At 66.4% G+C, this 20,472-nt stretch carries 20 protein-coding genes; 2 read left to right on the top strand and 18 right to left on the bottom strand.

Annotation, left to right across the window (positions count from 1 at the left end; genetic code table 11):
* Window positions 1–14: 14 nt before the first annotated feature.
* From rplS to AC1RSI_RS10560, 3 genes are all read right to left on the bottom strand, one after another.
* Complete coding sequence (gene rplS / locus AC1RSI_RS10570; RefSeq protein WP_008262119.1) at window positions 15–437, bottom strand: 50S ribosomal protein L19; 423 nt, start codon at window positions 435–437, stop codon at window positions 15–17.
* A gap of 1 nt (window position 438) precedes the next feature.
* Window positions 439–1,179: a tRNA (guanosine(37)-N1)-methyltransferase TrmD gene (gene trmD / locus AC1RSI_RS10565; RefSeq protein ID WP_490334308.1), complete on the bottom strand. Its 741-nt coding sequence runs from the start codon at window positions 1,177–1,179 to the stop codon at window positions 439–441.
* Window positions 1,180–1,396: 217 nt separating this feature from the next.
* Entirely contained in the window at window positions 1,397–3,244 is a 1,848-nt protein-coding gene (locus AC1RSI_RS10560; RefSeq protein WP_492322595.1) for a DUF885 domain-containing protein, read from the bottom strand.
* Between the two features lie 188 nt (window positions 3,245–3,432).
* Here AC1RSI_RS10560 and AC1RSI_RS10555 point away from each other — a divergent pair, with 188 nt between their 5' ends.
* The gene (locus AC1RSI_RS10555; RefSeq protein ID WP_008261150.1) at window positions 3,433–3,570 is read left to right on the top strand and encodes an entericidin A/B family lipoprotein; all 138 of its coding nucleotides are present in this window, start codon (window positions 3,433–3,435) and stop codon (window positions 3,568–3,570) included.
* Window positions 3,571–3,661: 91 nt separating this feature from the next.
* Here AC1RSI_RS10555 and AC1RSI_RS10550 read toward each other — a convergent pair whose 3' ends face one another.
* The 15 genes from AC1RSI_RS10550 to sdhC form a co-directional block, all read right to left on the bottom strand.
* The gene (locus tag AC1RSI_RS10550; protein ID WP_492322594.1) at window positions 3,662–5,350 is read right to left on the bottom strand and encodes an AmpG family muropeptide MFS transporter; all 1,689 of its coding nucleotides are present in this window, start codon (window positions 5,348–5,350) and stop codon (window positions 3,662–3,664) included.
* A 41-nt stretch (window positions 5,351–5,391) separates the two neighbouring features.
* Window positions 5,392–6,942, bottom strand: coding sequence for a response regulator (locus tag AC1RSI_RS10545; protein WP_492322593.1), 1,551 nt, complete (start codon window positions 6,940–6,942; stop codon window positions 5,392–5,394).
* Between the two features lie 54 nt (window positions 6,943–6,996).
* A complete protein-coding gene (locus tag AC1RSI_RS10540) occupies window positions 6,997–8,613 on the bottom strand; it encodes a YifB family Mg chelatase-like AAA ATPase (RefSeq protein ID WP_426025834.1) in 1,617 nt (538 codons plus the stop codon).
* 62 nt (window positions 8,614–8,675) lie between these two features.
* Window positions 8,676–9,632 (bottom strand): glutathione synthase, encoded by a 957-nt coding sequence (gshB, locus tag AC1RSI_RS10535; RefSeq protein ID WP_492322592.1) that lies wholly within the window; start codon window positions 9,630–9,632, stop codon window positions 8,676–8,678.
* An 84-nt stretch (window positions 9,633–9,716) separates the two neighbouring features.
* Window positions 9,717–9,911, bottom strand: a complete 195-nt coding sequence (locus AC1RSI_RS10530; RefSeq protein WP_008261770.1) for a Trm112 family protein — start codon at window positions 9,909–9,911, stop codon at window positions 9,717–9,719.
* Window positions 9,912–9,987: 76 nt separating this feature from the next.
* Window positions 9,988–10,644 carry an LON peptidase substrate-binding domain-containing protein gene (locus AC1RSI_RS10525; protein ID WP_369733966.1) on the bottom strand — a complete coding sequence of 219 codons (657 nt, stop codon included), beginning with the start codon at window positions 10,642–10,644 and terminating at the stop codon, window positions 9,988–9,990.
* A 53-nt stretch (window positions 10,645–10,697) separates the two neighbouring features.
* Window positions 10,698–11,603 (bottom strand): tetratricopeptide repeat protein, encoded by a 906-nt coding sequence (locus AC1RSI_RS10520; RefSeq protein ID WP_492322591.1) that lies wholly within the window; start codon window positions 11,601–11,603, stop codon window positions 10,698–10,700.
* 275 nt (window positions 11,604–11,878) lie between these two features.
* The gene (locus tag AC1RSI_RS10515) at window positions 11,879–12,199 is read right to left on the bottom strand and encodes a 2Fe-2S iron-sulfur cluster-binding protein (RefSeq protein WP_008259676.1); all 321 of its coding nucleotides are present in this window, start codon (window positions 12,197–12,199) and stop codon (window positions 11,879–11,881) included.
* Between the two features lie 348 nt (window positions 12,200–12,547).
* Window positions 12,548–13,264, bottom strand: a complete 717-nt coding sequence (locus AC1RSI_RS10510) for an MAE_28990/MAE_18760 family HEPN-like nuclease (protein ID WP_492322590.1) — start codon at window positions 13,262–13,264, stop codon at window positions 12,548–12,550.
* The gene (locus AC1RSI_RS10505; RefSeq protein ID WP_492322589.1) at window positions 13,261–14,355 is read right to left on the bottom strand and encodes a DUF262 domain-containing protein; all 1,095 of its coding nucleotides are present in this window, start codon (window positions 14,353–14,355) and stop codon (window positions 13,261–13,263) included. The genes AC1RSI_RS10510 and AC1RSI_RS10505 overlap by 4 nt, the downstream gene beginning before the upstream one ends.
* A 71-nt stretch (window positions 14,356–14,426) precedes the next feature.
* Window positions 14,427–15,452, bottom strand: coding sequence for a DNA cytosine methyltransferase (locus AC1RSI_RS10500; RefSeq protein WP_492322588.1), 1,026 nt, complete (start codon window positions 15,450–15,452; stop codon window positions 14,427–14,429).
* A gap of 244 nt (window positions 15,453–15,696) precedes the next feature.
* Window positions 15,697–16,494 (bottom strand): succinate dehydrogenase iron-sulfur subunit, encoded by a 798-nt coding sequence (locus AC1RSI_RS10495; protein WP_035310651.1) that lies wholly within the window; start codon window positions 16,492–16,494, stop codon window positions 15,697–15,699.
* Window positions 16,495–16,506: 12 nt separating this feature from the next.
* On the bottom strand, window positions 16,507–18,306 hold the full coding sequence (sdhA, locus tag AC1RSI_RS10490; RefSeq protein ID WP_492322587.1) for a succinate dehydrogenase flavoprotein subunit: 1,800 nt from the start codon (window positions 18,304–18,306) through the stop codon (window positions 16,507–16,509).
* 7 nt (window positions 18,307–18,313) lie between these two features.
* On the bottom strand, window positions 18,314–18,733 hold the full coding sequence (sdhD, locus tag AC1RSI_RS10485) for a succinate dehydrogenase, hydrophobic membrane anchor protein (protein WP_035310655.1): 420 nt from the start codon (window positions 18,731–18,733) through the stop codon (window positions 18,314–18,316).
* Window positions 18,730–19,194: a succinate dehydrogenase, cytochrome b556 subunit gene (gene sdhC, locus AC1RSI_RS10480; protein WP_081836258.1), complete on the bottom strand. Its 465-nt coding sequence runs from the start codon at window positions 19,192–19,194 to the stop codon at window positions 18,730–18,732. Before sdhC ends, sdhD begins: the two co-directional genes overlap by 4 nt.
* Window positions 19,195–19,479: 285 nt before the next feature.
* Between sdhC and AC1RSI_RS10475 the strand changes: the two genes are divergently transcribed.
* Window positions 19,480–20,346 (top strand): pirin family protein, encoded by an 867-nt coding sequence (locus AC1RSI_RS10475; protein WP_492322586.1) that lies wholly within the window; start codon window positions 19,480–19,482, stop codon window positions 20,344–20,346.
* The last annotated feature ends 126 nt before the right edge of the window (window positions 20,347–20,472 follow it).

Raw genomic sequence — 20,472 nt, 5'->3', positions numbered from 1 at the left:
GCGACAATGTCAAATCAGGCTTCGTCGCCCTTGGCGGCCGAACCGGTTTCCGGAACCACGACGCCCTTGGCGGGACGGACGGTCTGGCGTTCGGCGATCCGGGCCGACTTGCCGCGACGATCACGCAGATAATAGAGCTTGGCGCGACGCACGACGCCGCGGCGCTTCACTTCGATCGACTCGATGTTCGGCGACAGAATGGGGAATTTGCGCTCGACGCCTTCGCCGAACGAGATCTTGCGGACGGTGAAGGTCTCGCTGATGCCGCCGCCGTCACGGGCGATGCAGACGCCTTCGAAGGCCTGGACGCGCTCGCGCTCGCCTTCCTTGATCTTCACGTTGACGCGCAGGGTGTCGCCGGGCTGGAAGACCGGGATGGTGCGTTCGCCCAGGACGCGGGCTTTTTCTTCGGCGTCCAGCTGTTGAACGATGTTCATGTCATTTCTCCTCGAGCTTTGCGCTCTTTGCCTGTGATTTGGCGAGATGCGCTTCCCAGAGGTCTGGTCGTCGCTCCCGCGTGGTCTCTTCCCGCTGCGCCTCGCGCCATTTGGCGACCTTCTTGTGGTCGCCCGACAGCAGCACCTCGGGTATCTCAAGCCCCTCGAACGTCCGCGGTCGCGTGTACTGCGGGTGTTCCAGAAGCCCATCCTCGAAGCTTTCGGACGACAGGCTGTCTGCCGCGCCGAGTACGCCGGGGATCAGTCTTACGCACGCCTCGATCACGACCATGGCCGCCGCCTCGCCGCCGGCGAGCACCGCGTCTCCGACCGAGACCTCCTCGAACCCGCGTGCGTCCAGCACCCGCTGATCCACCCCCTCGAAACGGCCGCACAGCACGACGATTCCGTCGGCCCCACCCTTTTCAGGCGAGACCCATTCCTTGACGCGCGCCTGGGTCAGGGGCCGACCCCGGGCGCTCATGTACAAAAGCGGCCGTTTCGGTCCCGGCAGGCTATCGACCGCCCGAGCCACCACGTCCGCCTTAAGCACGGCTCCCGGGCCGCCACCCGCAGGGGTGTCGTCCAGGAAGCCGCGCGTATCTGTGGAAAAGGCGCGAATGTCAACCGTATCCAGGCTCCACAAGCCTTTCTCGCGCCAGGCCGTGCCGATCAGCGACACGCCGAGCGGGCCGGGAAAGGCCTCGGGAAACATGGTCAGAACGGTTGCGGTAAAGGGCATGGCGGCGGCTCATACACATAAAGTCGGAAAAATCCGACTCCAGACCTTTCCCTCCCCGCTCCGGGGAGGGTGACCGAGCGAAGCGAGGTCGGGTGGGGGCGGCAAAGCGCCGTCCTCGGCAATTTTTCCGACATCATTCAAGTGCGTCCCTGCCGGGCCGCTCCCACCCGGTCGCTCCACGACCCCCCTCCCCCGAGGGGGAGGGAGAAAGGCGTGTCTAGGTCGTCGGCGCCCCGCCGCCCGCCGCGATCCAGCCATCGACCTGGTCTTCCAGCACGTCCAACGGCACCGAGCCGGAGCCCAGGACCACGGCGTGGAAGTCCTTGATGTCGAACCGATCACCCAGCGCCGCCTTGGCCCGGTCGCGCAGTTCCTCGATCTTCAACTCGCCGATCTTGTAGCTGGTCGCCTGGCCGGGGTTGGTGATGTAGCGCTCGACTTCCTTTTCGATGTCGCGTTCCGACAGCAGGGAGTTCTGGCGGAAATAGTCCATCGCCTGTTCCCGGCTCCAGCGCTTGGCGTGCAGGCCCGTGTCCGTCACCAGCCGCACCGCCCGCCACAGCTCGGTCGAGAGCCGGCCGAAATCGGAATAGGGGTCCTGATAGAAGCCCATGTCCTTGCCCAGCTGTTCGGCGTACAGCCCCCACCCTTCCGCGTAGGCGCCGTAGCCGCCGAAGCGGCGGAAGCGGGGCAGGCCCTCGATCTCTTGCGCATAGGCGATCTGGAAATGGTGGCCGGGCGCGCCCTCATGATAGCTGATGCCCTCGATCTGGGGCTTCAGCACCTGGGTCATGTCCGACAGGTTGACGTAATAGATGCCCGGCCGCGACCCGTCCGGCGCCGGCGAATTATAGAAGGCGATAGAGGCCGTCGCCTCGCGGAACGGTTCGACCGCCCGCACCTCCAGCGCCGCCTTGGGCAGGGTCGAGAACCACTGAGGGGCCGCCGCCATCACCTGGGCGATGAAGCCGCGCGCGTCTGTCAGATACTGTTCCTTGCCTTCCGGCGTGTTCGGATACTGGAAGCGCGGATCGGTCTTCAGGAAGACGAAGAAGTCCTGCAGCGTGCCGGTGAAGCCGACCTGGGCCTTGATGACTTCCATCTCGGCCTGGATGCGGGCCACCTCGTCCAGGCCGATCTGATGGATCTGGTCGGCGGTCAGGTCGGTCGTCGTCGAGAGCTGGAGCCGGGCGTTGTAATAGGCCTCGCCCTGCGGCAGGCGCCATACGCCGGCGTCGCTGTCGGCCAGAGGCTGAACCTCGGCCAGGGCCGCCAGCACGGTGTCGAACCCGGCCTTGTAGGGGCCGGTCAGGGCGGCGCGTCCCTCGGACAGCAACCGGTCCTTGGTCGCCTGGTCGGCCTCCAGCGCCGCGACCTTCTTGTTGAAGTCGGCCCAGACCGGATTGTCCGGCCCATCGTCGAACGGGGCGCCGGAAATGACGTTGCGGGTATTGGCGATGGAGGGTGCAAAGACGAAGCGGGGCGACACCACGCCGGCCGCCGCGCGTTGGCGCAGTTCGTCGGCGACCTGGCCCATCCGGACCTGGGCGGCGCGCAGCCGGGCGACATAGGCCTCGGCGTCGGCGACGCTGGAGACGCGGTGATTGTTGATCAGGAAGACGGGCAGACTGGTGGTCGGATTGCCGTTGGCGGCGAACTGAAAGCCCCAGTCGCGCCACTGGTTCGACAGTCGCGCCTGCTGGACGCCATACTCGAACATCCGCCACGACAGCCGCGCCTGAGGCCCCAGTTTCTCGGGATCGAACTCGGTCTTCAACCGGGCCAGCTGGCTTTCGGACAGGGCCAGGGCGCGGTCTGCGGCGGCGTCCGAGACGTCGTCCAGCCTGTCATAGTCGGTCTTGATGCCCAGCGAGGTCATCTGTTGCGGGCTAAGGGCGATGCGGGCCTGGAAAGCCTCTTCGAAGAAGGTGTTCAGCCGCGCGTCCTCGCTCTGGGCCTGGGGCGACGGCGCGGCGGTCGGCGCTACGTTTGGCGTCTGGGCCAGGGCCGGAACGCCGGACAGCAGCGCCAGGCCGGCGACGGACGAGATCAGAAGACGACGCATGGACAACCCCTCGAAGAACAGGCGTCCACCTTCGGGGCGTCGCCCGTCCGACGCAAGCGTGTCAGCACGGCAGCGTCACGACGATCCAACAGGGATCGGTCGAAATCGCGATATGGCGCCGCTTGATGCAACCTATGCCCAGGCGCGGCGTTGGGGGACAGCTTGACCATAACATCCGGGTTTTCACCATGCGCAAGATCATCGCCCTCTCCATCGTCGCCGCCGCCCTGGCCGTGTCGGCCTGCAACACCATCTCGGGCGTCGGCCGCGATGTCTCCGCAGCCGGTTCGGCGGTCAGCCAGGGCGCCGAAAACGCCAAGCACTAGGACCGGCCAACGCTGGAACGAAGAAGGCCCGCCGGCGTCCGGCGGGCCTTTTCTTGGGCGTCGTCCGTCTCGTAATCCGACCAGAAGCGGACTAGTCGGCGGCGCCGACGGTCGCACGCTCCAATTTGCGGCGTTCGAACGTAAGGCGAACCCATTCCAGTAGGCAGAAGGCGACGGCGACCAGCCCGATAAGGGCTGCGAACTGGAACATGGGCGCGAAGCCTTCGCGGTCAACCAGTTCTCCCAACGGCGCGCGCCCCAGTGTTCCGATAAGCAGGGCCAAGGACGCAAAGACGGCGAACTGCACCGCGCCGAACAATCTGTTGGACAGGGCGGACAGATAGGCGACGAAAGCCGCGCCCGCGAAGCCGCCCGCGATATTCTCGCCGGCGATTGCGGCCATCAGACGCGCCAACGGTTCTCCGACTCCGAATGCGCCGAACAGGCCGTAGAGGCCCGTCGCCCTCATGAAGGGGTCGATGACGGGCGCGCCCATCGCAAGGTCCATCATCAGTAGGTTGGTGGCGGCGCTGAGGACTGCGCCGATCAGAAGACAGGGCATGCGGCCGACGACGACCAGAGCCCAACCTCCCAGGCCGATGCCCAGGATGGTCATGACGACGCCGAAAGTCTTGGACGCCAAAGCAACTTCCGTCATCGTCCGCCCCAGGCCGCCGCCCTCCGTACCAAGATAGAAGGGATAGGCGAACGGCCCCCAGACGCCGTCGGTGATCCGATAGCTGAGCACCAGGCCCAGGACGATCAAGGCGCCCCAGCCGAGCCGACCCATCAATTCGACGAGGGGCGCGAGGATCGCATCATAGAATCGATCCCCGACACCCATCGACTCCTGACCCGTCGAGACCGCTGACCGGCCGCGCCAGACCAAGGCGCCGGCGAGAGCGGCCGGAAGCAGAACCGCCGCCGCCACAATGCCGGGTCCCCAGGACTGGATGAACTGACCCGCGCTCGGCGCGGGCACGGTCGTCAGGGCGGTGATCATGAAACGGATCAACATGAAGGCCGCCCAGGCCCAGGCCGCCAGGGTGACCAGCAGGGCGGCCCGGCGAAGCCGAGGCGAGCCGACCCGCTCGCGCGCCACGGCCTGATCGGCCACGACGGCCGGTTCCGGCGCGATCAAGCTTCCGGCCAGGCCAAGCCCCATCAGGACAGCCGCCGCCACAAATGTCGCCGGCCAGCCGGCCGTATCGGCCAGGACCAGGGCGCCGGCTCCGCCGACCAGGGCCGCCGTGCGGAATCCCAGTTGATAGACCGATGACAGAAGATCGACAGGCAGGCCGTCATCGGCCGCCTCGATCCGCCAGGTATCTATGACGATGTCCTGGGTGGCGGAGGCGAAGGCGCCGACGGCTGCAGCCATGGCCAGGACACCGATCGCGCCGCCTGTCGGATGCGATGCGGCGATGACGATGAAGACCAGGGCGAGGACCGACTGACAAACGACCAGCCAGGACCGGCGCCGGCCCATTCGTGCGACCAGCGGCAGCCGAAGCCCCACCGCAGGAGACCAAAGGAACTTGAAGGCGCCGAAAAGACCCACCCAGGAGAGGATGCCGATGGTCGCGACCGAGACATCGACCTCCGAAAGCCAGGCGTTCAGGGTGCCGAACAGCATGGCGAACGGAAGACCGGCCGAAAACCCAAGCAAAAGCATGGCCAAGGTCCGACGTTCGCGGAAGGCGGCCTTGATGACGCCAAATCCCTTGGGCTGAGGCCGCAGGGCTGCGACTTCTTCGGCGGGGGTGGCTTGATCGGTCATGCACGGCTCCGGCGGCGGCCGGAATCGCGGGCGCCTGTAACTCAGCCGACCTTGGCGCGGATGTCGCGTTTCGTCCAGCAGGCCAGGGCGGCGCGCAAGGCCTCGGCGTCCAGCGGCTTGACGAGATGGTCGTTCATTCCGGCCTCCAGGCACAGGCGCCGGTCCTCGGCGAAGGCGTTGGCGGTCAGGGCCAGTATGGGGGTGGCGTCGCCCGCAGCGCGGATGGCGCGGGCGGCCGCGGGACCGTCCATGCCCGGCATCCGCATGTCCATGAAGACCAGGTCATAGCGGGCGCGCGCCAGGGCGGCGACGGCCTCATGGCCCGTGGCGGCGGTCTCGACGGTGCAGCCTTCGCGCCGCAGCAGGGTGCGGGCCAGAAGGGCGCCGACCGGATTGTCCTCGGCCAGCAGCACGCGGACGCCGGCGAACCGGGCGGGGACCACGCGGTCGTCTTCGGGCGCGGCGACGGCGGTCGGGGCGGCGGGGTCCGCACCCACGGCGGCCAGAACCCGTTCGGCCAGGGAGGCCCGGCGCAGGGGCTTGATCAGATAGCCGTGGAAGCCGGCGGCCCGATAGCGGGGGATCAGGTCCCGTTCGGACGGTTTCAGCAGCACGACGCCCCGCCCTGCGGGCGGAAGAGGCGCCAGGTCGCCGGCGGGGGCGCCCGCATGGTCGACCAGGGTCACCGGCGCCTTGGCGGCGACCCTGCCTCCGGACGCCTTGATCTGATCGGCGGCGGCGGCGCGGACGAAGGAATCGGGCGAGTCGATGCAGACCGTCTGGCCGTGCAGCGGGGTGTCGCGCGGGCCGGCGACGGGCAGGAAACCGGCCTCGAAGCGGAAACGGGCTCCGCCGCGAGCATCCGCGTCGGCGCCGTGCGGTCGATCCTCGACCCGAGCCGTCCCCCCCATCGCCGTCGCCAGTTTGCGCACCACCGCCAGGCCCAGGCCCGCGCCGTCATGGCGCACGGCGTCGGAGGAATCGGCGTGGCCGAACTCCTCGAAGATGCGGGCGCGGGCTTCGGCCGGCACGCCGGGGCCGGTGTCGTCGATGATGAAGGCCAGGCGGACGCGCCCGTCGTCCATGTCGGTGGGATCCGGGGTGACGCGTTCGACCGACAGACGCACGCCGCCGGTCTCGGTGAACTTGACCGCATTGCCGGCCAGATTGAACAGCACCTGTCGCAGCCGGCCCTCGTCGGCCAGGATGTCGGGGGCGTCGGCGGCGACCGACCAGACGATCTCCAGCCCCTTGTCGTGGGCGCGCGGGCTCAGCAGTTCGGCGACGCCGCGCACCAGGCCTTCCAGATCGACCGGCGCCAGGTCGAACTCCAGCGACCCCGCCTCCAGCCGGGCGTAGTCCAGCAGGTCATTGACCAGGCCCAGCAGATGTTCAGCCGACTGGCGCGCATTCTCGGCATAGGCGCGCTGGGCGCCGTCCAGCCGGGTGCGTTGCAGGAGGTTGATCATGCCCAGCACGCCGTTCAGCGGCGTGCGCATCTCGTGGCTCATCAGCCGCAGGAACTGCTGGGCCGGATCCACGGCCTGCGTCGCCTGCGTCTCGATCCGTTTCGTCGCCGCCCGTCGCGCCATCACCGTCTCCGTAGGCCGCGCAATATAGGGGCGGCGGGTTAAGGATTGTCCCTCTCACGAATAGAGGAAGGGCGCCTGTTCCGCCGTCGCTTCCCGGATCTCGGACCCCTCGCCCCGCTGGGCCTGGCGTCGGTCGAAGTCGGCCTCGGCCCCCACGGTGGTGCGGCGATAGATCAGGGCCTCGGCGATGTGGCGCCGCAGCACGCCGGTGCAGCCGTCCAGGTCGGCGATGGTGCGGGCCAGGCGCAGGGTGCGGGTCCAGCCCCGTGCGGTCAGCCCCCCGGCCTCGCCCGCCCGCATCAGCAGCATCCGGCCCGCCTCGTCAGGCGTGGCGAACCGATCCAGAGTGTCGCCCGAGGCGCGGGCGTTCAGCCCCTGGGCCGGATCCAGCCCCGCGTCGCGCACCCGGTCCTCCTGCATGGCGCGGGCGGCGGCGACGCGGGCCCTGGCCTCGGCCGTCCCCTCGGCCGGCGGGGGCAGGGTCATGTCGGCGGCGGTGACGGGCGGGGTCTCCACCGTCAGGTCGATGCGGTCGAACATGGGGCCGGAGATGCGGTTCTGGTAGTCGCGCTGGCAGCGGGGAGCCTTGCCGCAGGCGCCGCGCCCGGCCCCGCCCATGCCGCACCGACAGGGGTTCATCGCCGCCACCAGCTGGAACCGAGCCGGATAGCGGATATGGGCGTTGGCGCGGGCCACCACGATCTCGCCCGTCTCCAGCGGTGCGCGCAGGGAATCCAGGGCCTGGGCGCTGTATTCCGGCAGTTCGTCGAGGAACAGGATTCCGTTGTGCGCCAACGAAGCCTCGCCCGGCTTGGCGCGCAGACCTCCGCCCGTCAGGGCCGCCATCGAGGCTGAATGGTGCGGGCTTCTGAAGGGCCGATCCCGGGTCAGGGCGCCGCGCTCGATCAGGCCGGCGACCGACCAGACCATCGAGGTCTCCAGCAGTTCCTGCGAGGTCAGGGGCGGCAACAGGCCCGGCAGGCGTTGCGCCATCATCGACTTGCCCGATCCCGGCGGGCCGACGAACAGCAGATTGTGCCCTCCCGCCGCGGCGATCTCCAGCGCCCGCTTGGCCCCCTCCTGGCCCTTGACCTCGCGCAGGTCGGGCGCGACGCCGCCGGTCGCCAGCGGGCCGGGCTCCGGCGCGCGCAGGACCTGGGTTCCCTTGAAGTGATTGACCAGGGCGATCAGGGATCGCGGCGCCAGGATGCGGGCCCCGCCGGCCCAGGCCGCCTCGGGCCCCGTCGCCTCTGGGCAGATCAGGCCCAGGCCCATGGCGTCGGCGGCGACGGCGGCCGGCAGGGCGCCGCCGACCCGCGCGATCTGGCCGTCCAGCCCCAGTTCGCCGATGGCCGCCCAGCCGTCCAGGGCGTCCGGCGCGATCACCCCCATGGCCGCCATCAGGGCCAGGGCCAGCGGCAGGTCGAAATGACTGCCCTCCTTGGGCAGGTCGGCCGGGGCCAGATTGGCGATGATCCGCTTGGCCGGAAGCGCCAGGCCGATGCCCGCAAAGGCGCCCCGCACCCGTTCGCGGCTTTCGGCCACCGCCTTGTCCGGCAGGCCGACGATGTTGAACACCGTCTGCTGATCCTGGCCGACCAGCTGGACCTCGACATCCACGCGCCGGGCCTCGACCCCGTCGAAGGCGACCGTGACAACCCGCGCGACCATGACGTCCTCCCCCCATCCGGAGAAGGAACGAACCATGAACTGAAATCTAATTCAAGTGGCGATCACACAACCTGTGCGGCGCACTTCTTCTCGATCACGTCCCACATCAGGGCGGTGGCGTCGACGCCGGTGAAGGTCTTCAGCTGCTGGGCGCCGGTGGGGGAGGTGACGTTGATCTCGGTGAGATAGTCGCCGATCACGTCGATGCCGACGAAGATCAGGCCGCGCTCTCTCAGGGTCGGGCCGATGGCGGCGCAGATCTCCAGGTCGCGCGGCGTCAGCTCGACCGGCATGGCCGTGCCGCCGACGTGCAGGTTGGAGCGGACGGCGCCGGCCGCCGGCACGCGGTTGATCGCGCCCACCGGCTCGCCGTCGATCAGCAGGATGCGCTTGTCGCCCTTGGACACGGCGGGGATGAATTTCTGGATCACCAGCGGATCGCGGCTGCCCACGGCGTGGATCTCGATCAGGGCGTCCAGATTGGGGTCGTCGGCGCGCAGCTTGACCACGCCCGAGCCCCCGTTGCCGTGCAGCGGCTTCAGCACCACCTCGCCGTGCTTTTTGTGGAAGGCGTCCAGAGCGACGGGATCGGCCGAGATCAGGGTCGGCGGCTGAAGTCCGGGGAAGGCGGTGACCAGCAGTTTCTCGGGCGCCGAACGCACCTGGGCCGGGTCGTTGACGACCAAGGTCTTCGGATGGACCGTCTCCAGCAGATAGGTGGCGGTGACATAGGCCATGTCGAACGGCGGATCCTGCCGCATCAGGATGACGTCCACGTCCTCGGCCAGGTCCAGCTTCACCCAGTCGCCGAAGTCGACGTGGTTGCCGACCTCGCGTCGCACGGTGATCGGCCGGGCGCGGCAGTAGAGGCGGCCCTCCTCCAGCGCCAGGGTGCGGAAATCATAGACCCACAGCTGGTGCCCGCGCGCCTGGGCCGTCTCGGCCATCAGGAAGCTGGTGTCCCCGGCGATGTCGACGGCCTCGATCGGGTCCATCTGGATGGCGACTTTGAGTGTCATGCTTGGGCCTATCGCTTCGCGCTGCTTGAGGCCCGTTTGGCGCGCCGCGCTCAGGGCCAGTGAAGGGTCGTCGCCTGCTGGGGCTCAGTCCAACTGACGGGCTTCCTCGGCCAGCATGATCGGCACGCCTTCGCGGATCGGATAGGCCAGTTTGGCGCCGACGGAGATCAGCTCGCCCGCGTCGCGGTCGTAGGTCAGCTTGCCGCGCGTGACCGGGCAGACCAGCACCTCGAGCAGGCGGGGATCGACGGAGACGGGCGTGTTGAAGGCGTCACTCATTGTTCTGGGCCTGTCGCGCTTTGCGCTACTTGAGGGTTCTTTAGGGGGCTACCGCGCTTCGCGCTACTTGAGCCCGTCATTGCATGGACGGCGCCGCGTCGTCACCGGCGTCGGCGGCGTCGATGCGGAGCAGGGCGGTCAGGGCCTCGGCGCGGGGCAGCAGGCCCATGGCCTCCAGAAGGGCCTGTTTCTCGGCCGGTTCGAACGGCAGGGCCATCGACAGGCTGTTGATCAAGGCCTCCATCGGCGCGCTCTCGGCGGTGTCCCAGTCGATGTCCAGCAGCCGGTGGGTCATGTAGGCGCGCAGGGCGTCGAGGAAGGCGTGGCGGTCGAAGTCCGGCTCTTCCGGCGGGGGCGCCAGATCGTCCTCATAGGCGTCGAAGGCCGCGCGCACCTGGCGATAGGGCGCCTTGGACGGCAGTTCGGCGGCGATGCGGAACCGCGACACCCCGGTCAGGGTGATCAGATACCGACCGTCCGAGGTTTCCGCAAAACCGGTGATCCGCCCGGCGCAACCGACCGGCGACAGGCCAGGCAGGGCCGGAGTCCCGCCCTTGGGCTGGACCAGGCCGATGATCCGGTCCCCGGCCATGGCGTCGTCCACCATGTTGAGATAACGCGGCTCGAAGATGTTCAGCGGCAGCTGGCCGCGCGGCAACAGTATGGCCCCCTCCAGCGGGAACACCGGGATCACCTGCGGCAGATCGAGGGCTCGAACATAGCCTTGAGGCATCATGTCTCCTTGGCCTGTCGCCCTTTGGGCTTTTGAGGCCGGTGTTTTGGCGCCTACGAGAAAAGAATGGAGGACAGGCGGCGACGCCCGTCCTTGGCGACGTCGGAACTGACGCCGGCCGCGTCGAAGATGACCAGCAACTGCTTGCGGGCCGCCTGGTCGTTCCACTCGCGATCGGCCTGGATGATGTGCAGCAGATTATCGACTGCGCCCTTGAAGTCGCCGGCCGCGCTTTGGGCCTCGGCCAGGTCGAACCGGGCCTGGTGGTCGTCGGGGTCGGCCGCGACCTTGGCCTCAAGCTCGGCGGAAGCCCCGGTCGGCGCCTTGGCCGCCAGGGCCAGTTGCGCGCGCACGCTCTGGACCGCCGGCTCCTTGGAGTCCTGGGGGGCCATGGCGATGGTCTGGGCGGCCTGTTCGGCATCGCCGCTCGCCAGATAGACCCGCGCCATGCCGGCGATGGCCTTCTCGTTTTCGGGCTCGATCGACAGGACGTGGGCGAAGGCCTGGGCCGCGCCGCCGAAGTCGTTCAGGCCCAGCGACTCCTCGCCCAGCTCCAGCAGTTGCGCCGTCTCGGTCGAGCCGCCGGCGCCGCCGGTCAGCTTGTCGATGAAGGCCTTGATCTGGCTGTCGGGGATCGCGCCCTGGAAGCCGTCCACCGGCTGGCCGTTGACGAAGGCGTAGACGGTGGGGATCGACTGCACCCGCAGCTGGCCTGCATAGGCCGGGTTGGCGTCCACATCGATCTTGACCATCTTCACCGCCCCCTTGGCGGCGCGCACGCCCTTCTCCAGCGCCGGACCCAGGGTCCGGCACGGCCCGCACCAGGTGGCCCAGAAATCGACGATGACCGGCTGATGCTTCGACGCCTCGATGACGTCGGTCATGAAGGAGGCGTCCGTGCCCTCCTTGATCAGGTCGCCCGAGAGATTGGGGTCCAGGGTGGGGTCAGCGAAGGTCATGTCGGGGGTCCGTGCTGGGTCGAAGGATCGTAACGGCTCAGATGGCGACGGGATGCGCCGGCATCAAGCGGCGAATTGACCCGCTGTGACCCGGGGCGGCGCCCCGCCGCGCGGAATTCAGACTCGGCCTGCGGAAAAACACAGTCTGAATCGTCTGAATCGTCTGAAATCCCCCGCCTCACGCCCGGCCTCGCCGCGCCGCTGCATCCAGATGGGGCGCCGGGCGCACGGTTCAAGCGGCCAAAGCCGTCATCGCCCGCGCCGGCCGGGCGGTCCTAGTGCTGGTTTTCCGGCAGGCGCACGACCAGGCCGTCCAGGGCGTCGGACACGCGGATCTGGCACGACAGCCGGCTGTTGGGCTCGACCTCTTCGGCGAAGTCCAGCATCGACTCCTCCATGGCCGAGGGTTTGCCCGTCGCCTCGCGCCAGGCCTCGTCGACATAGACATGGCAGGTGGCGCAGGCGCAGGCCCCGCCGCAATCCGCATCGATCCCCGGCACATTGTTCCGGATCGCGCCCTCCATGACGGAAAGCCCCGGTTTCACGTCAACGACGTGCTCGGTTCCGTCATGCTCGATATAGGTGATGCTGGCCATGCGCCGCTCATATCAAGCCGGGGGGATGGTGCAAGGGCGCTGATCGACGGCGCAGCCGCTCCGTGGCATTCTCCCCCCCATGACCGACAGGCGCAAGATCCCCGCCGCCCCGCCCGCGCGCCCTTCGGCGGCGTCCCCGGACGCGACCGGCCAAGGCGTGACGGAAACCCAGCACCACGGGCTGAAAACCCCGGCCCATTCAAACTGGTGCCGCTGCCTGCTGGCCTTAGAAGGCAGCGCACCATTGGACCTAGATCTGGACGCCCTGCGACGGGATGGCGCGTAGCCTGATTTAACTGGCCAGATCGCCCGATTTTGTGGGGAAATCTAAGATCACGCTCGGCTCAATCAGGCCGCCGCGACGAGGTGGGCTCTAGTGTCGATGTGTGCATGGAAAGCCCGCGCAACGTAGTCGAGGTAGTCCAATACGATGTCAGCAAGAACCCGGATATCGCTCAACTGAAGGTCATTCGCTCCTTCTTCAAAAGATCGCCGTCCGTGAGCAATTGCGTTGCGCCGTCCCGCCAAGAACTGAAGTGGCGTCGCGTCGGCATAGTGCGGTTGCGGGGTGAGGCGTCGCCACATCTCGCCGGGCATGTCGATGTCCATGCTGACGCGTCTCATAAAGGTCGCGATAGCCTTGTCATCCCAAGTTCCCGAAGGCTTTTTCAATTTTTGCGGACCAAGCGCCGCAATTGTCAGAAGCTGGGTTGAGGATGCGACGACTGTGTCGAGGCGCCCATCCTCGCCTCCTTCGGAAATCCGACTCACTACGGCCTCACGCAACCATTCCCGCAACGAGTGTTCAGTCCATTGGCGCGGTTCCGCTTCGCCGAGTGCGTTTCCCAGCATCTGCAGCGATTCCGTCATCAGCGCCTCTTCAATGTTGTAGAGATGAATGACGAGACCGGACTTGACGGTGTTGATATGGCGAGCGGACAGGCTTACGCCACCTAATGACGAATCGGCCTCGAGCATCATTCGATCCTCCAGCGCCCTCGCCAGCCCATAGTGGTTATCGAATTCCTCTCTCCTCACCGCCAATGATGTAATGAGCGTAGTCATCCTGCGGCCAGCAGAAGCGAGCGCACGATCTCAATGCGCCCCTCCAGCTTACTCCTGACGTTAGCACTTCCTGAAACTACGACCTGATCGAACGATTGAGCCTTCATTCGACTAGCAATCTGGTCCGCGGTCAGCGCCAAGTTGTCGTTTTCTCTCAGCGCTAGCGCCGTTCCGATCGCGATGGCTTCGAACCTCACTCGCGGGACACTGTTGTGGCTAGCGTTCTTTCGGAACCCGTCAGGGAAATTCGCCTGGACAAATTGCAGCATACGGAAAAATTCGCTCCGCATCCGCTCAAGAAGGGAGGGGTCTTCGCCAGCAGCTTCGTTCGCGCCTCTCAGGAAGTCGTAGAGGTACTTCTTCGGGCGGTCCCTATATCCAGGGAAACGTCCTTCGGGCGTTTCCCAACCTTCAAGATAGGCGAAGAATCGAGTGACCAGCTCCTCGCGTTCGCGCTGGTCCACGACCTTTTGTGTCATCGGGGTGGCTTCAGCTAACTGAGAGCTCTCTGCGAGCTCGCGGATAAGATCGGTGACAGGCCCCGGCAGGGAACCTCGTCGGATTTCCGCTTCGTTAGCAGTCGTGCCGGACTTGTTGATGCGGGCGAACATCTCCGCGCGCGTAGATGGGTCGGTGCTCGTATCCAGAACTATGGTCCTGACCGTGACGTCCTCAAGCTTGTTTTGACGATCCTGAGGGAGATCTTCAAAGGCAAAGCCGTTCAATTCTGGAAGCAGCACGAGATCCGAAAGGCGCAGCCCTTCCTTCAAAAATGCACGCATGGCGCGCATTCTTTGGGACCCGTCCACAATTTCCATTCGGCCATCAGGTGTCTGATAGAAAAATAGAAAGGGGATAGGCAGACCAACCAGCAGCGATTCGATAAAAGATGATTGCTGCCCCGCATTCCAAGCAAGGTTGCGCTGGTATTCTGGCACGAAGAACCGGCCGGTCACATCATCCTCGAACCGAGAAACGTAGATCGAGATCGGATACTCAGAAACTGTGAACTTAACTTGTCGCGACACGGCTGAGATGGCGGCCTCTGCGGAGGCAATCTCAGCTGGATCCCGTTCCTTTTTCTTCGCCATCCAATTCCCCGCCCCCTAGCCCTGCGCGATCCTGAACTAGCTGGAGTTGCAGGAAATGGGAAGTCAGGCCTTCAGCACGTTTGAGCGCTTGAGACGTGCGACTTGATAACTTCGCCGATGGCCTGTCCTAGCTTGGGGGGGACGGCGTTGCCGATCAACATTCCAACCTTGGCGAAGGTCAATCGCCCCTTCGGCTCAACGAAGGAATATCCTGCGGGGAAAGACTGGATAATAGCTGCTTCCCGGAGACTGATGGCCCTGTCCTGCTCGGGATGACCAAACCGCCCGTTGCCGAACCCGAAACATTGGGTGGTCATCGTGGGGGCGGCTGCATCCCATTCCATTCGTCCATAAACGGACGGATAGGTTTCGCCAGATTTCTTCAGATGACACGCGGCGCGGAGGGCCTCGGGCCAGTCGCGCCATGTGCCTCCAGGCTTAGACGCCTTCATACGACGCATGTTCACGTCGCTCAGTTTGCTAGCTGTGTGCAACGGGTCATCTGGATCCGTTTGGCCGGCTTTAAGCTTGGGAAGTGCCGAGATGGCTTGGCGCACCGTGACCGGAACTGCTCCCACGGCCCTCTTGGGCATTTCGATCGGGCCGAGAATAGATGCGATAAGCACCAGACGACGACGTGTTTGCGGAACGCCGAAGTCTTCGCAACTCACTTCGTCCCAGACGACGTGGTAGCCCGCCGCCTTCAGGCCCAAAACAAACTCTGCCCAGATCGGCTTGGCTGCGAGCCCTCGCACGTTCTCCATGGTCACGATCTCGGGCCTGAGATCGACCGCAAGTGCAAGGAACGACCTCAGAAGGGACCAACGGGCGTCCGGGGTCTTGCGCTTCTGCGAATAGGTAGAAAAGGGTTGGCATGGCGCACATCCTGCCAACACACGCACGTCAGCCCCTTCGAACCACCGCGCGACAGTCTCACACTTTAGGTCGGACACGCTGGCTTTCTCGAAATGACCAGCCGTGTTCGATTCAAAGGGATGGCGGCAAGTCGGATCGAGGTCCACGCCCGCTGCGATTTCTAGGCCAGCCGCTTTGAGCCCATAGGCCAGCCCGCCCGCGCCACAGAACAGATCGACCACCTTAACGACAGGGACGCGATCGGCTGCTGGGTTAGGCTGCTGTGACATAATGGTTAAACTAGCACGTCCCGTTGTTCTGTTGACTTGGATCACCGCGTCGCGAGCGCATTGACCTCGATCTGTTGCCAGAGAGACTCGACAGATTCGGACGTAGGCAGGTTAGCCCCGCAACCGGCAAACCACTCGCTCCCAAGGGGATCGCAATAATGCCGCCCGGACGTTCCCGTCCAGGCGGCGTTCGAACTCACGCCGCCTGTCTCTTCCGGCTGGGCGAAACCATCAGCTTCTTGGTTTCGGCGATGGCCTTGGCCGGGTTCAGGCCCTTGGGGCAGACCTGGGCGCAGTTCATGATGGTGTGGCAGCGGTACAGTTTGAACGGGTCTTCCAGGTCGTCCAGACGCTTCTGCGTGGCGTCGTCGCGGCTGTCGGAGATCCAGCGATAGGACTGCAGCAGGGCCGCCGGGCCGAGGTATTCTTCCTGGTTCCACCAGTAGCTGGGGCAGGAGGTCGAGCAGCAGGCGCACAGGATGCACTCGTACAGGCCGTCCAGCTTCTCGCGCTCGGCCGGGGTCTGGAGCCGTTCCTTCTCGGGGTCGGGCTCGTCCGACTGGAGATAGGGCTGGATCGAGTCGTACTGGGCGTAGAACAGGCTCAGGTCCGTCACCAGGTCCTTGACCACCGGCTGGTGCGGCAGGGGGGCGATGGTGATGTTGTGCGACTCGCACTCGTCCCAGCCCTTGGTGCAGGCCAGGGTGTTGCGCCCGTCGATGTTCATCGAGCAGGACCCGCAGATGCCCTCGCGGCACGAGCGCCGGAACGACAGGGTCGGGTCGATGGTGTTCTTGATGTGGATCAGGGCGTCCAGCAGCATGGGGCCGTGGTCGCCGGTCGGAACCTCATAGACGTCCCAGCGCGGGTCCGCATCGACCTCGGGGTCGTAGCGATAGACCTTGTAGGTACGGACGTCCTTGGAGCCGGGCGCGGCCTTGTGGACCTTGCCCTTGGTCGGCTTGGAGCCGCGGGGGAGGGAGAGTTGAACCATCTGCGTTCGACCTCAGTAAACCCGAGCCTTGGGCTCGATGTACGCGATGTCGTCGGACATCGTGTAATTGTGCACGGGACGGTAGTCGATCTGGACCTGCTCGCCCGGACGCTTCCAGGCCAGGGTGTGTTTCATCCAGTTGGCGTCGTCCCGGTCGGGATAGTCCTCGCGGGCGTGGGCGCCGCGCGATTCCGTGCGGTTCAGGCCGCTCTCGATGGTGACGACGGCCTGGGCGATCAGGTTGTCGTACTCCAGCGTCTCCATCAGATCGGTGTTCCAGATCAGGCCGCGATCCGTGGTCTTGATGTCGGCGCCGGCGGCGTCGATGGCCCGCAGCTTGTCGGTGCCCTGTTGCAGGGTCTCGCCGGTGCGGAACACCGCCGCGTCGGCCTGCATGGCCTTCTGCATCGACAGGCGCAGCTCGGCGGTCGGGGTCGAGCCGTCGGCGAAGCGGAAGCGGTCCAGGCGGGCCAGGTGGGCGTCGGTCTGGGTCTTGGAGGCGGACGGCACGGCCGAGGCCTTGTCCACTACCTCGCCGCAGCGCAGGCCGACGGCGCGGCCGAACACCACCAGGTCGGTCAGGGAGTTGGAGCCCAGGCGGTTGGCGCCGTGAACCGAGACGCAGGCCGCCTCGCCCACGGCCATCAGGCCGGGCACCACGCTGTCGGGGTTGCCGTCGCGCAGCGTCAGGACTTCGCCGTGATAGTTGGTCGGTATGCCGCCCATATTATAGTGGACGGTCGGCAGGACCGGGATCGGCGCCTTGGTCACGTCGACGCCGGCGAAGATCTTGGCGCTTTCGGAAATGCCCGGCAGGCGCTGGTGCAGGATCTTGGGATCCAGGTGATCCAGGTGCAGGAAGATGTGGTCCTTGTTCGGGCCCACGCCGCGGCCTTCGCGGATTTCGATGGTCATGGAGCGGCTGACCATGTCGCGCGGGGCCAGGTCCTTCACGGTCGGGGCATAGCGCTCCATGAAGCGCTCGCCTTCCGAGTTGGTCAGGTATCCGCCCTCGCCGCGCGCGCCCTCGGTGATCAGGCAGCCGGCGCCATAGATGCCGGTCGGGTGGAACTGGACGAACTCCATGTCCTGCAGCGGCAGGCCGGCGCGCAGCACCATGGCGTTGCCGTCGCCGGTGCAGGTGTGGGCGCTGGTGGCGCTGAAATAGGCGCGGCCGTAGCCGCCGGTGGCCAGAACCACCATCTTGGCGCGGAACTGGTGAAGCTGGCCGTTGTCGAGCTGAAGCGCCGTCACCCCGGTGCAGGCCTGAGTTCCATCAGACTGGGCCTGCATGATCAGGTCGAGCGCGAAATATTCGACGAAGAACTTCACTTCCCGACGCACCGACTGGCCGTACAGGGTGTGGAGGATGGCGTGACCGGTGCGGTCGGCGGCGGCGCAGGTGCGCTGCACCGGGCCTTCGCCGAAGTTGCGGGTCATGCCGCCGAAGGCGCGCTGATAGATCTTGCCTTCGTCGGTGCGGCTGAAGGGCACGCCCCAGTGTTCCAGCTCGTACACGGCCTTGGGCGCGTTACGGACCAGATATTCGATCGAGTCCTGGTCGCCCAGCCAGTCCGACCCCTTGACGGTGTCGTACATGTGCCACTGCCAGCTGTCCTCGCCCATATTGCCCAGCGAGGCGGAGATGCCGCCCTGGGCCGCGACCGTGTGGCTGCGGGTCGGGAAGACCTTGGTGACGCAGGCGACCTTCAGTCCCTGCTGGGCGGCGCCGAGGGCGGCGCGAAGGCCGGAGCCCCCGGCGCCGACGACGACGACGTCGTATTCGTGATCGATCAGTTCGTAAGCGGCCATCAGCTAATCAGGCTCCGAAACCAGCGGGCAGGGGCGCCGAACCCAGCGCCATCCGCACGATGAAGAAGACGCTGGCGGCCGCCAGCACGAGGAAGACCAGGTTCAGCAGCGCCACGAGCGCCTTGCGCGTTCCCGGCTGGGGCACATAGTCCTCAAGGATCACCTTCCAGGCCACGCTGACGTAGCCGAAGAAGACCACGGCCGTCAGCGCCAGCAGGCCGGCGTTCAGCCGGTTGGCGAACCAGTCCTGCACGGCGTCATAGCCGGCGCCCGTCAGGGTGAAGGCGGTCGAGGCGACCCACAGGCCCAGCGGCAGCACGACGACCAGCAACACCCGCTCGGCCAGCCATTCGCCGGCGCCGTGGCGCTCGGAAATCTTGACGTTGTTCTTGAACCTGGCCCCGTTCCCTTTGACTTGACCGCTCACAGCGAAACCCTCCCGACGGCGAACAGGACGACCCAGAACAGGATCGCCAGCGGAACCGGCGCCCAGACCGCGATGCGCGACAAGATCGTGGACGACTTGATGGTCAGGCCATTGCCGGTGTCGTTGATCGTGTGACGCGTCCCGTTCAGGATGAAGGAGAACAGCACGACCGTCAGGCCGAAGCCGACGAACAGGCCCAGCGGGGACCCGGCCAGGGCCAGGGCGGCCGCATAGGCGTCCGGTCCGAAGGCCAGGGCCCCCAGCCAGGCGACGACGATCAGCGCGCCGACCGTGGCGGCGATGATGGTGGCCCGGAACAGGATGGAGGCCGCCATGGTGACGTGCCAGCGCCAGATGCCGATGTGGGGCGAAAGCGGTGTGACGTGACCGTTGGGCTGGGTGACGAAACGACCGGTCCGGTCGCTAGAGGCGCCACCCGAGGTCGGGCTGGGCTGGGTCATGCGAATGGTTCTCAAAAGCGAATGAATTCAATCGCCGTGTGCGGTTGCGAAGGCTTTTGTGTCTCTAGAACGACGGTGTCAACGGACCGTGACCAACATCGCGAATTCTTGCCGCCTGTGGCCTGTTCCGTGTCGTGGCCGTCGGATTTGCACATGATCGATCCACGCTCTGTCTCGGATAGAGGATTTACGCGGGCGGCCGGGAATTGGATTTTTCCGATCTGGCGGCGCTTCAAGCCCGTCTCCGATCTCGCCATGTCCAATCCGCCACCCTATATGTGACGAATGACCGAGATCACGCCCCGCCCCGTCCTTCGCCTGCATCCCGCCCATCGCGACGACATCGGCGACCTGACTACGCGCCGCCCGGTGCCCGGTCCGGGCCTGGACCAGGTCGATCCCTTCCTGTTCCTGAACCACCACGGGCCCCAGACCTATGCGCCGGGCAACGCCGGCCTGCCGTTCGGCCCGCACCCACACCGGGGGTTCGAGACCGTCACCTTCATCCTGGACGGCGAACTGGCCCATAACGACTCCGGCGGGGGCGAGAGCATCATCAAGGCGGGCGGGATCCAGTGGATGACCGCCGGCTCGGGCCTGATCCACGCCGAACTGTCGCCGGCCGACTTCAAGCGGAACGGCGGGCCGATGGAGATCCTGCAGCTGTGGGTGAACCTGCCTTCCCGGCTGAAGATGACCAAGCCCGACTATGTGGGGCTTCAGGCCGCCGACATCCCGACCTTCACCACCGAGGGCGGCGTCACGGTCGAGCCGGTGTCCGGCGAATGGCTGGGGGTCAAGGCGCCGATCCAGTCGCTGATCGACATCCATCTGGCCGTCGTCCGCCTGCCTGCCGGCGCCCGGTTCCAGGCCCCGGTCGCCGCCGGCCGCAATGTCTTCTTCTATGCGATCAAGGGCCAGGTCTCCGTCGCCGGAACCCCCGTGCCCGAATGGAACCTCGCCGCCCTGGGCGAGGGCGACACGGTCGAGATCACGGCCCAGAGCGACGCCATCGTCCTGCTGGGCCACGCCGAACCGATCAACGAGCCGGTCTTCAGCCACGGCCCCTTCGTCATGACCACCCGCGAGGAAATCATCCAGGCGATCGAGGACTACCAATCCGGCAAGTTCGGCCCGCCGCCGAAGGTATGAGGCGGCCATTGGCCTCGTCGCCCGCAGAACGCAGACATTGCGAAGGGCCGTTCGGGGTGATGGGGTGGACGCCCCCCGACGGCATCTATGTGCCAGAGTGAGGTGTTGAACAGCACTCGAAGGAGG

Source organism: Brevundimonas sp. GW821-FHT10E09 (genome assembly GCF_058809375.1).
Note: the sequence above shows the minus strand (reverse complement) of the source record. Positions and strands in the feature narration are given on the sequence as shown.

Bases quoted from the DNA above. Each gene is read 5' to 3' on its own strand.
- AC1RSI_RS10550 (WP_492322594.1), bottom strand. From the start codon at position 5,350: ATGACCGATCAAGCCACCCCCGCCGAAGAAGTCGCAGCCCTGCGGCCT.
- gshB (WP_492322592.1), bottom strand. From the start codon at position 9,632: ATGACACTCAAAGTCGCCATCCAGATGGACCCGATCGAGGCCGTCGAC.
- sdhC (WP_081836258.1), bottom strand. From the start codon at position 19,194: ATGACCCAGCCCAGCCCGACCTCGGGTGGCGCCTCTAGCGACCGGACC.
- AC1RSI_RS10510 (WP_492322590.1), bottom strand. From the start codon at position 13,264: ATGACTACGCTCATTACATCATTGGCGGTGAGGAGAGAGGAATTCGAT.
- AC1RSI_RS10525 (WP_369733966.1), bottom strand. From the start codon at position 10,644: ATGCCTCAAGGCTATGTTCGAGCCCTCGATCTGCCGCAGGTGATCCCG.
- rplS (WP_008262119.1), bottom strand. From the start codon at position 437: ATGAACATCGTTCAACAGCTGGACGCCGAAGAAAAAGCCCGCGTCCTG.
- AC1RSI_RS10515 (WP_008259676.1), bottom strand. From the start codon at position 12,199: ATGGCCAGCATCACCTATATCGAGCATGACGGAACCGAGCACGTCGTT.
- sdhA (WP_492322587.1), bottom strand. From the start codon at position 18,306: ATGGCCGCTTACGAACTGATCGATCACGAATACGACGTCGTCGTCGTC.
- AC1RSI_RS10505 (WP_492322589.1), bottom strand. From the start codon at position 14,355: ATGGCGAAGAAAAAGGAACGGGATCCAGCTGAGATTGCCTCCGCAGAG.
- AC1RSI_RS10520 (WP_492322591.1), bottom strand. From the start codon at position 11,603: ATGACCTTCGCTGACCCCACCCTGGACCCCAATCTCTCGGGCGACCTG.
- trmD (WP_490334308.1), bottom strand. From the start codon at position 1,179: ATGCCCTTTACCGCAACCGTTCTGACCATGTTTCCCGAGGCCTTTCCC.
- AC1RSI_RS10495 (WP_035310651.1), bottom strand. From the start codon at position 16,494: ATGGTTCAACTCTCCCTCCCCCGCGGCTCCAAGCCGACCAAGGGCAAG.
- AC1RSI_RS10530 (WP_008261770.1), bottom strand. From the start codon at position 9,911: ATGAGTGACGCCTTCAACACGCCCGTCTCCGTCGATCCCCGCCTGCTC.
- AC1RSI_RS10545 (WP_492322593.1), bottom strand. From the start codon at position 6,942: ATGGCGCGACGGGCGGCGACGAAACGGATCGAGACGCAGGCGACGCAG.
- AC1RSI_RS10560 (WP_492322595.1), bottom strand. From the start codon at position 3,244: ATGCGTCGTCTTCTGATCTCGTCCGTCGCCGGCCTGGCGCTGCTGTCC.
- AC1RSI_RS10540 (WP_426025834.1), bottom strand. From the start codon at position 8,613: ATGGTCGCGCGGGTTGTCACGGTCGCCTTCGACGGGGTCGAGGCCCGG.
- AC1RSI_RS10555 (WP_008261150.1), top strand. From the start codon at position 3,433: ATGCGCAAGATCATCGCCCTCTCCATCGTCGCCGCCGCCCTGGCCGTG.
- AC1RSI_RS10475 (WP_492322586.1), top strand. From the start codon at position 19,480: ATGACCGAGATCACGCCCCGCCCCGTCCTTCGCCTGCATCCCGCCCAT.